Consider the following 14,010-nt stretch of genomic DNA (forward strand, 5'->3'; position numbering starts at 1 on the left):
AGTAATGAAGTGGTTGGAAGAAGGGAGAAGGAAAATGTGCGCATTTTGCATACAGCCGATTGGCATTTAGGTCGAACATTAGAGGGACGCAACCGTCTTGATGAGCAAGCGCAGTTTTTGGACGAGCTTGCAGAGATGGTAGAAAAAGAAAAAATAGATGTGGTCCTTATGGCAGGGGACGCTTTTGATACGGTGAATCCGCCCGCAGCGGCTGAACAGCTTTTTTATGAAAGCATCTCTCGACTGTCGAGTAAAGGAAAGCGCCCTGTTGCGGTGATTTCAGGAAACCACGACAGTCCGGATCGCCTGGCAGCAGCTACACCATTGGCGACAGAGCAAAACATTACGTTGCTGGGATTGCCGACAACAAACATTCAATCTATTCATATTCCGACAACAGGAGAATTGCTTGAAGTAGCTGCGCTGCCATATCCATCGGAATCGCGATTAAAAGAGCTCTTATCCGACGAAAATGATGAATTGACCATTCGTAATTCTTATGACCAACGCATTCAAGGGATTTTTCAGGCGATGAGCAAACAATTTACTTCTAATGCGGTTCATGTCGCTATGAGCCACATTTATGTAGCGGGGGGAAGTTCCACCGATTCAGAACGCCCGATTGAGGTTGGGGGCGCATATACTGTAGCCGCTTCGAGTCTTCCGGAAGCTGCGCAGTATGTAGCGCTCGGACATTTACATCGACCGCAAAACATTAAGCGGGCCAATACAATGGCACGTTATTCAGGTTCACCCCTTGCATACAGTTTTTCCGAATCAGGATACACCAAGTCTGTCACTATTATAGAAGCGAAACCCAACACACCGGTCGAGTTGACAGAAGTGTATTTAACAAGCGGAAAGCCGCTTGTGAGATGGAAGGCAAAGAATGGATTAGCGGAAGTGTACAGCTGGATTGACGAAGGGCGGGACAAAGAAGCATGGATTGATTTGGAAATCCATTTGAAGGACGCCCTGTCCATTGAAGAGATTCATCGCTTGCGTAAATTGCACAGTGGATTTGTTCATATTCGTCCAATATTTGAAGAAGTAAACGAGCAGGAGACATCCAACGCTCAGCAAAACGTTCCCATCCACGAATTATTTAAAAGGTTCTACGGACGCCAAACAGGCGGTGCACAACCGGACGATGGGCTCATTGAGCTGTTTTTATCATTAGTCCATGAAGAATTATCAGATGGAGAGGAGCAGGAGCGATGAAACCAATCTCGTTAACGATTGCAGGGCTTCATAGTTTTCGTGAAAAGCAAGTGATCGATTTCGAAACACTTTGCGGCGGCGGCGTGTTCGGGATTTTTGGACCGACGGGAAGTGGAAAATCTTCCATCTTGGATGCGATGACCTTGGCATTATACGGAAAAGTAGAAAGAGCGGCAAACAATACGCAAGGTGTTTTAAATCATGCGGAAAAAGAATTGCAAGTTTCTTTTACATTCGAATTGGAAAATGCCGAAAATAAAAAGCGATATACGGTAGAGCGGAGCTTTAAACGCGCGGATGAGCTGCGTGTGAAATCAGCGACAAGCCGCTTGATCGAAGAGCAGGAAGAGCGTTTTGTACTAGCGGATAAAACCAATGATGTTAATCAGCAAGTGCAAGATTTGCTCGGTTTGACGATCGATGATTTCACAAGAGCGGTCGTTTTGCCACAGGGGAAGTTTGCCGAATTCCTCTCCTTAAAAGGTGTAGAACGCCGGCAAATGCTCCAGCGTTTATTTAATTTGGAACAATACGGAGACCGTCTCAATAAAAAGCTTCGTGAAAAAGTGCAAAAGTTAAGCAGTGATTTAGATAAGGTAACAGCTGAGCAGGCAGGACTGGGAGATGCATCCACAGAACGTCTGCAAGAAGCGGAAGAAGAGTTGAAAAGCTGCGATGTATTGCTGCAAAAAAGGGAGAGAGAATTGGCAGAAGTAGAAGAAAAATATGAGCAATATAAGCAGCAATGGGAATATCAGCAAGAGAAAGAGAAAATGCAGCATAAACTTGCCGTTCTAGAACAGAAGAAAGAGGCCATCCGAGAACAGGAACACACTCTAGAAAGAGCATTGCGGGCACAGGGCTTAAAGCCGTATATGGAAGCATACGAACAAGTTCAAAGGCGATGCTCCCAAGCACAAGCGCATCTTCAGCAGCTAAAGGAACAATTAGTAGAAGCAAAGCGGCAGTATGAAGAAGCGACAATGCTGTACAAGGAAAAAAGAGAAGCGAGATTAAGAGAAGAGCCCGGATTAACGGCACGTAAAGAAAAGTTGGAACAGGCGAAGGAATGGCAACAGTCTGTCGATGAATTAGCCAAAGAGATTGACCAGTTCGTTCAAAAGCAACAGGAGCTTCAGCTGTGCATCGAAGAAAAAAGAGCAGAATTAGTGAAAGCAGAAAGCCTATTTACAAAGGGAACAGAAAAACAAAAACAACTGAAAGAGGAAATGAAACAAACAGAAATTACGGCAGATTATCGTGAGAAAATACAGCAGGCCTCTTATGAAATGCATAATCTGACCCGTCTGCGCCAAATGCTGAAGGAAGCGACAGAAAGCCTCATAAAAAAACAAGAACAAATAAAATCAACAGAGCGAGCAGCAGGAACGACCAATGAAAAATATGAGTCACTTATTGTCAGAGGGAATGAATTATTTCAACGATTGCAGCAGGCTTACCATGTTGTCTGCGAGCGGGAGAAAGAATTCGAACAAGCCACAGCCGCGAGTGAAGAGTATATTCAAACACTGAAGCACCAGGCGGAAGAAGAGAAATCCATATATTTGGCATTGCAGCTGACAGAAAAGCTGGCGGAGGGTAAAGCCTGCCCGGTTTGCGGTTCCATGCATCATCCTTCACCCGCTCAACACAAAGAACAATCACTAATTAAAGAGCTCATGGAAAAGCTGAAAAGAGCAGAAACATCCCTTATGGTATTACGGGAAGAAAAGTCCCGTTTTACTTCATTGAAGATGCAGTTTGAGCAAGCGGCACAACAGATGACAGAAGAGCTTGGAGAACACGTGGAAAGTCTCGCTGCTTTGCCTGCGGTTGAGCCGTTGGGAGTGCTGGAGCCTGAACAGATAGAGAACATGGTTCACGCGTTTCAAACAGAGGCAAAATCATTGCAGCAAGACTATTTAAAATTGAAAGAAGATAATCAGGATTTTATTCAACAGCTTCGCATGATAAAAACCAAACAAGAACAGTTCGCATCACATCTCGCTCTTTATCAAGAGGATTTACAGGAGCGAAAAGAAAAAGTGAAGCAAATTCAACATAATATTGAACAGGCGACTGCCGCCTGGAATGAGCAGTTTGCGCCATTTCAGCTGGATCATATGGAAAAGCTGCAGCAAGAGGTTTCAGCAAAAGATCACCAACAGCAGCAGTTAAAAGAACGCCTTGAGACAAGTGTTACCTTCTTGGAACAAAAGAGACAGCAAATTCAGCGGCTAACAGCAGAAAACAATGAGCTGGACCGACAGAATATCGAGCTGACCGCTCGTCTTTCAGGCAAGCAAGAGTTACGGGCAGAGAAAGAAGCTCAATTAAAAAAAATTGTGGGGCAAGAGAATGCCGAAGTATTATGGAAGAAAACCGTACAAGCCATTGAGGCCTTGTCTTCCGCTGAAGAACGAGCATATGAAAAATGGCAGTATAACCAGCGCATTTACCAACAAGTAGACAGTGAGACGAAAGCGTTGGAGCAGTCCCTTCAAGAGCTGAAGGCTCAATACGAAGAGGCCAAACAAACGTGGGAAAGCAAATGCCAAGAAACGATGTTCGCTTCTTTGGCAGAAGTGAAACAAGCGTTTATTCCAAAAGAACAAGTGGAAGCTTTACAAGAAACCATTCATGAGTTTTGGGATAAAATAAGAGAGTTTCAAAATGTCATTGCACGTTTAGAAGAGCGGCTGCAGGGAGAAATATTGACAGTTCAGCAATGGACTGAGTTGAAAGAGCTTCGTACAGAATTGCAGGAAAGTGTTCGTGAAGCGGTTCAGACAAAAGGAGCGGCTCAAAAAGCGCTGCAGGATATCCGTAGCCGCCATGAACGGTTCCAGGAGCTCGATGCTGAGCGTGTACGTCTAGACTCTTTGCTTGTTCAACATCAAAAGCTGCAAAGTGTGTTTAAAGGAAACAGTTTTGTTGAGTTCATTGCAGAAGAACAGCTAATGAGCGTAAGTCGCGATGCGTCTCAGCGTCTTGGGATATTGACGAGACAGCGTTATGCAATTGAAGTCGATTCACAGGGGGGCTTCATTATGAGAGACGATGCAAACGGTGGTGTGAAGCGCCCCGTTACGACGTTATCAGGTGGAGAAACGTTTTTGACTTCTTTGGCTCTTGCACTGGCGCTCTCCGCTCAAATTCAATTGAGAGGGGAATATCCTCTGCAGTTTTTCTTCCTTGATGAAGGATTCGGTACGCTTGATGCGGAGTTATTGGACACGGTAGTAACCTCGCTTGAAAAGCTTCAATCTAAGCAATTATCGATAGGGGTTATCAGTCATGTTCAAGAGCTAAGGGCAAGACTGCCGAAGCGGCTTATTGTAGATCCTGCGGAGCCGTCAGGAAGAGGAACGAGAGTAACGGTTGAAACGTTGTAAGGATGGATAGAGCCGAAAGATGGAAGGAAGATGGCGAAAAAAGAACAACAATCCTAACATGACCTAAAGAAAAGAAGCCTCCTTGAAAATGGGGCTTCTTTTCTTTAGGCATTTCCAGCAGAGTTTTGATCGGCAAGGTCTGGATCAATCGCATTAGTAGCTGAAAGTCCATTGTTTACAACGAAAAAGTTTCCCGTATTAGATGCCCCTGCGCCAAGTGCTGATTTAGAGTTTTCTTTGGGGGAGACATAAAATGTATCTCCGAACGTCACAACTGCACCTCCACTGACGTGGTTAATTTGTACTGGACCAAGAATTGCGGGCATAATTAAACATCCTTTGTTTTTTAATACGTCTTTCGTGTTAGTTTAGTATATGAATGAAACTTGTAGATGTTCGCCTTTACGGGTTGTTTGGAGGAGTACGTTCCCCAATCAATTGACGAATATTTTTAACGCGGGCTTCCATATTGACCGTTTCGCTTGAGCCGATATGCACAATGGACGATGTAGATAAGGCGGTGAGTTTTATATTATTGACTTTAATAACAGGAATTTCATTTTGAACGCACATATTAATAAACCTGGGTTTGGGAGGAGTAAAGGGCTCCCTGAAAACAGTATAATCTTCAAATCTTCCTTCGCGTCCATAAAAAAGAGGATACTCCCTTTGGACAGCCAGTACTTTTGAATTGGCATCTACGCAAACAGAATCACCGATCTGACAGATGGAACCGAAAAGAATCGTAATAATATCAAGCTTATTAACACAAGACATACGTTTTTGCATGAATAACCATCCCTATGAGATTGATAATGGGACAAACGGGCCAATGATGAGCGATTCAGCGGGAGTATCAAATGCAGAAGCAAGTGTCATGCTTTGCGTATCCCCCACAAAAAACAAGGATGATGATGAAACAGCTACCAGCTTGATATCGCCTACCAATAATTCTCGATTGATGACTGTAAAGTTCATGCTATCAACCTCCTTTTTTTAGTGAATCAGGAAGATAGGTTAGAAAGGCGTGGATTCCTCTGGTAATTTCTTCTCTTACTTTTGCTATTATATTCAATTTTAATTCTTGTTCATTTATATTGATTGATGCGGGATCAAGCTCCTGAAGGTGAAAAACAACACGCTGCTTCAATTGTTTTTTAATATCTTCAATAATGAATTCATAATAAGGATCGGCGATTTTTAGTTGACGTTCTTCTAAGACGGCATTAATAATGTCTGTTCCCTGTTCTTCCAATTCCCTTTTCACTTGTTCATGAATGTCATCGACCCATTCTGTCGGAATCTCCCTTGTACCAGGTGAAAAACCTGGACTGATAGACCCTGGAGGGATCTGTGCCTCAGCGTCAACGGTTCCTGGAGGAAGCTGCGTCCCGATATTGAAGTCCTCAATACTCTCCGGTACTGTAGGATTTAACCCGATATTAAGAGTTCCCTCCAGCGTTTCAACTTTTAGTTGATCAAATTTATATTCAATTCTTTCTATTTGTGTTGTTGGTTTCTCTTCCAATTCTTTTACCTGATTTTTCAATTGCGCTATACTCTGCTCTAAATTTTGAATCCTGTCATTTTGTCTTTGTATATAGGCAGCTAGCTGCTGAACGTAGTGGTGAAGTTGTTGAAGGTAATCCATTGAATCAATCCTTCCATTTAGTACATGGATACCTTAACATATGACGCGAAAAGAGAATAAATGAGCATCAATTAACGACCGGGAGGGGTCGTTGTAAACGGAATCAATCCCGGTACTTGTTGTCCGCCCTCAAGCGGGATAAGAGGGGCCTGGAGCTTTTTCGCCTCAGGTGCAGGCCCTGTAAACCCTCCCGTATTAAATAAATTGGCTGTTGTTCTTACCAGTCCGGAGCTTCCAATTTGTAAAACAGAAGCATTTGTAACCGCATTGATCCTCAAGGAATGAATGCATATGCTTTGGTTGACATAAAAGTTCAAATGATTCCCTCCTTCGGCGCCAAGGATGCCGCATGGTTACTCTAAGCATTAGCGGCAATATTTTGATCTGCAACATCTTTATCATTGACATTAGTCGAGCTTTGCTGGTTATAAACGCGTAAGCCATCCCCTGTATTGAAGGAGCCTGCACCAGCAAATGTTTTGGCTGTGGCTTTTGGAGAAATGGCATATACATCCCCAATATGGAAAACACTTGCACTACCAATATTCACGATACTGATTGCCCCTACAAATGCTGGCATATAAAACATCCTTTTAATCATTTTCTGCTACCATCATATGTAAGATGGGCTATAAGGGTGAATGCCCAGGATGTCTAAGATGTTAATAGCAGAAAATGTAAAACGCTTACATTTTCTTGTGACAAAAAATGACACCTGTGCTAAAATGTTTTTATATTCGGAATTGTTCATATAAATGAATGGGGGATGCTCTTATGCGTGTACCACTTCTATTAACGGAATTCTTAGACCGTGCTGTTTCGCTGTACGGACAAAAAACGGCCGTCATCGATGGGAAAAGATCCTTTACGTATGTGCAGCTGCAAGAACGTGTCAATCAACTGTCCAACGGCTTGCGTTCGTTAGGGATAAAGAAAGGAGATCGTGTAGCTTATTTAGCTCCTAATACACTTGAAATGCTGGAAGGCTTTTACGGCATTTTTCAAACAGGGGCTATTATGGTCCCGTTAAACATTCGTTTAAAGCCGGAGGATTATCTATTCATTTTAAATCATAGCGAGAGCAAAATCTTGTTTGTCGATTACGAGTTATATGAGAATATTGCTCCTGTTAAAGACCAGCTTCAAACGGTGGAGACCATTATTGTGCACGGACAGGCCTTAAATGGGACAGACCTTCAATATGACGAGTGGCTCTTCCGATTTGATGGAAGGCCATTTGAAAGGGAAGAGCTTGATGAAGACGATGTATGCAGTTTGCTGTACACAAGTGGTACAACTGGAAATCCGAAAGGGGTCATGCTTACACATCGCAATAACTACTTACATGCTTTAAGTGCAATGCATCATATCCGTGTAAGCGACCATGATATATATTTGCACATTTTGCCGATGTTCCATGTCAATGGATGGGGGAGTCCGTTTTATTATACAGCGAACGGTGCTACTCATGTCTGCCTTCGTAAAGCAACGCCATCCGCTATCTTCGATTTGGTTCAAAAGCACGGTGTAACAGTGATGCATATGGCACCTACCGTTTTGAATGCTTTGTTGCAATATTACGAAGAACACGTTCCTAAAATTGAACAAGATGTTCGTGTCGTGATTGCGGGCTCTGCACCCCCTCCTGCATTTGTCACAGGAGTAGAGAAAGAGCTCGGATGGGAGTTCATTCAAGTGTATGGAATGACAGAATCTTCCCCGCTCAGCCTTTCAGGAACCATTCGTTCTACCCTGACTTCCTTACCGTTAAGTGATCAGTATCGCATTAAAGCAAAAGCAGGCCATTCTATGATTGGGTGTCAAGTGAAGGTCGTGAATGACTACGGTGAAGAGATTGCTCATGACGGAAAGGAAATCGGTGAAGTGATCGTACGAAGCAATGGCGTAATGAAGGGATATTGGAAAAACTACGTGGCCACAATGGAAGCAATTCGCAATGGGTGGCTTCATACGGGTGATATGGCCACAATCGATGAATATGGCCACATTGATATTGTGGATCGTAAAAAAGATGTCATTATCAGCGGCGGTGAAAATATTTCTTCTATTGAAGTAGAAGGAGTTTTATACGAGCATGATGGTGTATTGGAAGCGGCAGTCGTAGCAGCCCCTCATGAAAAATGGGGAGAAACTCCACATGCTTTTGTAGTTCTCCGCCCGAATGCCGAAGTAACGGAAAAAGAACTCATCGCTTTCTCAAGGGAAAAGCTTGCACATTTTAAGGCAGTTACGGGTGTTACATTTGTCGATGAACTGCCTAAAACCGCTTCTGGAAAAATTCAAAAAGTTCATTTGCGAAATCAATATTGGGAATCGGCCGGGAAAGCTGGAAGATTTATCAACTAGTACAAAAAGCAGGCTTAATTTGTCAACCTAAAAGATAAATTGAAGGGTGAGGTGCCTGGTAATAAGAAAGGATAAAAGAATTCTTTGCTTATTTGTGGGAATCATCTTCACTCAGGTCGAAAAATGACTGATTTTGCGAAAATTAGGACATTTGTCTGGCTACTTATGTTCTTTTTCGAATGATTGATTTAGAAAATAAGAAAGTTGGTCGATTTTGTAGAAAAAGAAACTATTTTATGATGGAAGTAGTTGAATGAAACATTGGGGATTACAATACAGCAACCCTGTAAAGATGAAAGGGATGGTAGATATGAACGATACAGGAAAATCACCCCTTAAGCAGACAAAACGAGAAATATCTGAATATTCTTTAGTCTTTATGATCATCTCAGTTTCATCTTTAATGGCCTTTATTACACTTCCAAATGAGATGGTTACTCTTTTTAAAGGAGCCGTTGACTTTTTATTAAAGTAACATTTCGGAGCATTGAAACACCCATTAACATTCAGTCAAGAAATCACTGTCTTCTTTCGACCATTGAAAAAATCAATGGGGGAGAGAAAAATGGTGATTTCTTTTTTGTGAGCGGTTTTTCTCATGTTGGAGGAAATATGAAAGGAATTGTCGAAGGAAGCAATGATTGTTATACAAGGAGGAATGGATGATGAAGTTTGTTACGGCTGCACACAAAGAGCATGTGTTTGTAGGCATGCTTATTGATGACCGCATTATTGATTTACGTAAAGGCGAGGAACAGTTGTTTAATACGAGTGAACTGCCATCTTCTATGGTTGAGCTCATCGAACGGTATGAAACACTGTCAGGGAAATTAGCAGCCATTCATAAATGGGGACAAGAAGCTCCGAAAGCGGAAGGGATACATGCGCTGGAGGAAATCAAATGGTTAGCTCCTATTCCGCGGCCGCGCAAAAATGTTTTTTGCGTCGGAAAGAATTATGCTGATCATGCGATTGAACTTGGGGGCAAAGACGATATTCCAACACATTTAATGCTGTTTTCAAAAGCACCGACTACGGTAGTGGGCCATGAGGAAATCGTCCTGCATCATCAAGACGTTACGAAAGAACTGGATTATGAAGGTGAGCTGGCTGTCATTATTGGAAAGAAATGCAAAAACATCAAAGAGGAAGAAGCAATGGATTATGTGTTTGGCTATACTCTTATCAATGACGTCACAGCGCGGGACTTGCAGGAGAGACATAAACAGTTTTTGTTAGGAAAAAGCCTCGATACGTCATGTCCAATGGGGCCGGTTATCGTCCATAAATCCGTTATCAAAAATCCGGGAACGCTTGAGATTGAGACAAAAGTGAATGGAGAGGTGCGCCAAAAAGGCAATACAGAGCAATTTATCTTTCCGATTGAAACGATTATTGCAACCATTGCAAAAGGAACGACGTTAGAGCCGGGAGACATCATTGCAACAGGAACGCCGGCTGGGGTAGGAAAAGGATTTAATCCGCCGCGCTTTTTAAAGCCGGGAGATGTAGTGGAAATAACGGTAGAGAAAATCGGTACGCTGCGCAATACAGTGAAATAGACAAGCCATCATATAGAGTAATGATTTGCAATGTCCGCTGCTGTATGATATAGAATTCTGTTTTTCCTTATGACAAAATTAAAGAACGAATTATTTCGCTAACACTTTGATACATGATATGATGGAGAGGAAAATATTTTGGACTAGGGAGGATTTTCTCTGATGACACATGCTCATATCACAGCTTGGGCTATTGGGATTATCTTGTTTTTTGTTGCGTATGCAATGTACAGAAACAAAAATTCTAAAGCAAAAATGGTACATATGATTACTCGTCTCATGTATATTATTATTGTAATAACTGGGTTTTTACTTTACCAATCTATCATGAAAACAGCAGCGGGCAATATCCACATGTGGTACGGCATTAAAATGCTTGTCGGCTTATGGGTAATCGGTGCGATGGAAATGATATTGATCCGTACAAATAAAGGGAAAAACGCAAATGCAGGCTGGATTCAGTTTGTCATTGCGCTGCTTGTAGTTTTATATCTCGGACTCAGATTACCCATGGGCTTTGCTCCGTTAGCATAAAATGGTTCATGCTGTCAACTGTTATTGGGTTGATGGCTGCATACATGGCGGTGGTATATATCGTACCAAGAAAGAACCGGCCGCAACAGTAAAAAACGCTTGATGACTTATTTTAGAGACATGGTCATCAGGCGTTTTCCGTTATTGAGAGTATATTCAAATCGGTCCATCGTTTGAAGGTTGCGCTCAAAGAAGTGATGGATGGAACAAATATGTTCTTCATTATCGAAAATAAGAAAATTTACCCCGTTTTTTGAGGAAGCGTTTTCTTGGAAACATAAACTGTTAAAACAGTAAATACAATCGTAAAGAGAAAAGTTTAGATTGTTTAAATGCTGCGTGAATCGGGCCAACGCCTCGAATGTGAACTCCTCCAGCAGCATTTCATATGCATGCTGCAGCGTTTTGCGCACTCGAATGTAATCTCCTTCTTTTAGCATGTGGATTTGGCCGTTTATCTGCAAAATATTGTCCCCCGCCCACATTGCTTTGTGCCATCGGTGCGATAAATAAACTTCCAATGAATCATCCGCGATTTCATCCAACATGAATGCTTCATCATTTTCATCGTCAAAAAATACCCACTGTGTATCAATACGGTCTATCGTACCACAAACAAATGCACGCGGCTGCTCTTTTAAAAAGTGCAAACGAGACTGATAGCTCAATCAGATCTCCCCTATCTTCAGAAAATATAAATATTCACTATGCAAGTACATCTTAATTTTTTAACATCAGTCTTAGCTTTTTATCGTGAAAATGGTTTTTCTGTTTTTACAGCTTGAATGGGCTGAAAAGGTCTTTGAATATTTCCTATATATTCTTATTGCCCAAAAAGAAGAGCTTTATAACTTGTTCTTTGACAAATACAACTGGACAAAGCAACGGATTGTTTGCCTAAGCATAAAATGTCACTATTCAGCATGGGCAAATGCCCGTTATAGAGGAAAGGATGAGGAAGGTATGTGTGGAATAACAGGATGGATTGACTTTCAGCGTGATTTATCCAATCAGAATCAAATAGTGAGTAAAATGACAGAAACCTTGTCAAAAAGAGGACCTGATGATACGAATGTATGGATGGGGCGCCATGTGGCTTTCGGGCATAAGCGTCTAGTTGTAGTGGATCCCCTTTGTGGAAAACAGCCAATGACAAGGAAGAAACAAGAATACACCTATACAATCTGCTACAACGGTGAACTTTATAACACGGAAGATATTCGAAAAGAGCTGCTCAAACGCGGTTATACATTTCAAGGTCATTCCGATACTGAGGTATTATTAACCTCATACATGGAATGGAAGGAAGAGTGCCTGGAGTATTTAAATGGAATTTATGCATTTGCTGTATGGGATGAACATGAACAAAAATTGTTTATTGCGCGTGACCGCCTTGGAGTGAAACCTCTCTTTTATCGCACCTGTAATGGAGGACTTCAGTTTGGTTCCGAGTTAAAAGCCATTTTAGCGCACCCGGAAGTGAAGACGGAAATCGGTTTGGATGGGTTGGCGGAAGTATTCGGACTTGGTCCTTCCCGTTCTCCGGGTCATGGGGTGTTTAAAGGAATCGACGAATTACGTCCTGCTCATGCGCTAACATTTACGAAAGATGGTTTAAAGGTATGGCGTTATTGGAATGTGGAAAGTGAAGAACATAAAGAAACCTTAGATGAAACAACGGAAAAGGTGCAATTTTTAGTAAAAGATGCTATTACAAGACAACTCGTTTCAGATGTTCCACTTTGTACATTTTTATCTGGAGGAGTGGATTCCAGTGCCATTACAGCGATTGCAGCCAATGCGTTTGAAAAAGAAGGAAAGGGACAGCTTCATACTTATTCCATCGATTATGAAGATAACGATAAATATTTTAAGGCAAATGAATTCCAGCCAAACTCGGATGGAGCTTACATTCAAAAGATGTCGGAGCAATTTAACACGATCCATCATCGCTGCATCATTCAAACGGACAGCCTTGTTCACTATTTAACAGATGCTGTGTTAGTGAGAGATTTACCGGGAATGGCCGATATCGACTCATCTTTGTTGTGGTTTTGTGAGGAGATCAAGAAAGAATTTGTAGTGAGTCTGTCCGGAGAGTGTGCCGATGAAATTTTCGGAGGCTATCCTTGGTTCCATCGCCAGCATGATCTGGCGTCTGACGCATTCCCTTGGATGAGGTCTGTCGGCGCCCGTGTGGATTTGCTGACGGATAGCTGGAAAAATAAATTGAAATTAAATGAGTATGTACGAAACCGTTATGAAGAAACCGTAAAAGAAACACCGCTTTTAGATGGAGAATCCACAGAGGAAGCGCAACGCCGTAAACTGTTTTATTTAAATATGATTTGGTTTATGACCACACTGCTTGATCGAAAAGACCGGATGAGCATGGGAGCGAGCTTGGAGGTTCGCGTTCCATTTGCAGACCATCGCCTTGTAGAGTATGTGTGGAACATCCCGTGGGAGATGAAAACGGCCGGCAACCGCGAGAAAGGGATTTTACGCCGTGCCTTAGAAGGGGTATTGCCGCATGATGTACTTTATCGTAAAAAGAGTCCTTATCCCAAAACGCATAATCCGGCTTATACAAAGGCGGTTAAAACATGGCTTGAAGAATTGTTGGCTGATAAAAGCTCTGTCCTGCATGAGTTTTTCGATGCCCGAAAGTTAACAGACATTATCCAATCAGAGGGAAGAGAATTTAAAGTACCGTGGTTCGGACAGCTGATGACCGGGCCGCAACTGCTAGCCCATCTTGCACAAATGCATGTTTGGTTTAAAGAATACAATGTAACGGTTATTGAATAACAGCGTGTATAACCTTTGTGTGGCAGAGGACTTCAATCAATGGATTCATATCCGCTTGCTTCTCGCTTAACATCAAAGGAAGCTATTTATCATTTTCCGAAAGAATACTCCCACTTCAAGGAATGTGCAGGACGTAGCCCAATGAGTAAGTGGGAGATGAATTTTGGTAGGCGTTAGCCTAAGTTTTTGGTATCATATTCTTGAACGAATTCTAGTGTGGTGCTAGTTGCGTAAATAGAACTTGTCTGGTGGCTGTCGTTCGCCTATACCATTCGAAAGTCGCAAAAAGAAGAAACCGGTAAACTTGTGGCACGAAAACCAAGTGTCAAAAAACCAAAAAACAAGACGGCAAGACCATACGAATTTCGTATCAATCGTAGGGACTACGAGGGTAGCCTGCTAAGAAACTGGTGGATACGCTAGTGTTCGCAGGAATCTCTCACTTCAAGCGTTAGCTAAGTGGAAGTAG

14 protein-coding genes are annotated in these 14,010 nt (G+C 42.3%); 7 read left to right on the plus strand and 7 right to left on the minus strand.

Annotated elements, in window-relative coordinates; translation table 11 throughout:
* Window positions 1-36: 36 nt before the first annotated feature.
* Complete coding sequence (locus ACFOU2_RS09185; RefSeq protein ID WP_377914380.1) at window positions 37-1,221, plus strand: exonuclease SbcCD subunit D; 1,185 nt, start codon at window positions 37-39, stop codon at window positions 1,219-1,221.
* The gene (locus ACFOU2_RS09190) at window positions 1,218-4,616 is read left to right on the plus strand and encodes an AAA family ATPase (protein ID WP_377914382.1); all 3,399 of its coding nucleotides are present in this window, start codon (window positions 1,218-1,220) and stop codon (window positions 4,614-4,616) included. The genes ACFOU2_RS09185 and ACFOU2_RS09190 overlap by 4 nt, the downstream gene beginning before the upstream one ends.
* A 104-nt stretch (window positions 4,617-4,720) precedes the next feature.
* On the opposite strand, the gene ACFOU2_RS09195 is transcribed toward ACFOU2_RS09190, so the two are convergent.
* From ACFOU2_RS09195 to ACFOU2_RS09220, 6 genes are all read right to left on the minus strand, one after another.
* Window positions 4,721-4,942, minus strand: coding sequence for a spore germination protein (locus tag ACFOU2_RS09195; RefSeq protein ID WP_377914384.1), 222 nt, complete (start codon window positions 4,940-4,942; stop codon window positions 4,721-4,723).
* Window positions 4,943-5,018: 76 nt separating this feature from the next.
* The gene (locus ACFOU2_RS09200) at window positions 5,019-5,405 is read right to left on the minus strand and encodes a spore germination protein GerPE (protein WP_377914386.1); all 387 of its coding nucleotides are present in this window, start codon (window positions 5,403-5,405) and stop codon (window positions 5,019-5,021) included.
* Between the two features lie 12 nt (window positions 5,406-5,417).
* Window positions 5,418-5,594, minus strand: coding sequence for a spore gernimation protein GerPD (locus tag ACFOU2_RS09205; RefSeq protein ID WP_377914388.1), 177 nt, complete (start codon window positions 5,592-5,594; stop codon window positions 5,418-5,420).
* 4 nt (window positions 5,595-5,598) lie between these two features.
* A complete protein-coding gene (gene gerPC / locus ACFOU2_RS09210) occupies window positions 5,599-6,267 on the minus strand; it encodes a spore germination protein GerPC (RefSeq protein WP_377914390.1) in 669 nt (222 codons plus the stop codon).
* A 71-nt stretch (window positions 6,268-6,338) separates the two neighbouring features.
* Complete coding sequence (locus ACFOU2_RS09215) at window positions 6,339-6,584, minus strand: spore germination protein GerPB (protein WP_377914392.1); 246 nt, start codon at window positions 6,582-6,584, stop codon at window positions 6,339-6,341.
* Between the two features lie 41 nt (window positions 6,585-6,625).
* The gene (locus ACFOU2_RS09220) at window positions 6,626-6,847 is read right to left on the minus strand and encodes a spore germination protein (RefSeq protein WP_377914394.1); all 222 of its coding nucleotides are present in this window, start codon (window positions 6,845-6,847) and stop codon (window positions 6,626-6,628) included.
* A gap of 194 nt (window positions 6,848-7,041) precedes the next feature.
* Between ACFOU2_RS09220 and ACFOU2_RS09225 the strand changes: the two genes are divergently transcribed.
* From ACFOU2_RS09225 to ACFOU2_RS09240, 4 genes are all read left to right on the plus strand, one after another.
* Window positions 7,042-8,634, plus strand: coding sequence for a long-chain-fatty-acid--CoA ligase (locus ACFOU2_RS09225; protein WP_377914396.1), 1,593 nt, complete (start codon window positions 7,042-7,044; stop codon window positions 8,632-8,634).
* A 253-nt stretch (window positions 8,635-8,887) separates the two neighbouring features.
* Window positions 8,888-9,109: a hypothetical protein gene (locus tag ACFOU2_RS09230; protein WP_377914398.1), complete on the plus strand. Its 222-nt coding sequence runs from the start codon at window positions 8,888-8,890 to the stop codon at window positions 9,107-9,109.
* A gap of 190 nt (window positions 9,110-9,299) precedes the next feature.
* Window positions 9,300-10,196, plus strand: coding sequence for a fumarylacetoacetate hydrolase family protein (locus ACFOU2_RS09235; RefSeq protein WP_377914400.1), 897 nt, complete (start codon window positions 9,300-9,302; stop codon window positions 10,194-10,196).
* 162 nt (window positions 10,197-10,358) lie between these two features.
* Entirely contained in the window at window positions 10,359-10,730 is a 372-nt protein-coding gene (locus tag ACFOU2_RS09240) for a YisL family protein (protein ID WP_377914402.1), read from the plus strand.
* 107 nt (window positions 10,731-10,837) lie between these two features.
* On the opposite strand, the gene ACFOU2_RS09245 is transcribed toward ACFOU2_RS09240, so the two are convergent.
* Complete coding sequence (locus ACFOU2_RS09245) at window positions 10,838-11,398, minus strand: DUF2777 family protein (protein ID WP_377914404.1); 561 nt, start codon at window positions 11,396-11,398, stop codon at window positions 10,838-10,840.
* Between the two features lie 295 nt (window positions 11,399-11,693).
* Here ACFOU2_RS09245 and asnB point away from each other — a divergent pair, with 295 nt between their 5' ends.
* A complete protein-coding gene (gene asnB / locus ACFOU2_RS09250) occupies window positions 11,694-13,541 on the plus strand; it encodes an asparagine synthase (glutamine-hydrolyzing) (protein WP_377914406.1) in 1,848 nt (615 codons plus the stop codon).
* Window positions 13,542-14,010: the final 469 nt, after the last annotated feature.

It is taken from the genome of Bacillus songklensis (assembly GCF_042649685.1).
Classification (GTDB): domain Bacteria; phylum Bacillota; class Bacilli; order Bacillales; family Bacillaceae_H; genus Bacillus_BA; species Bacillus_BA songklensis.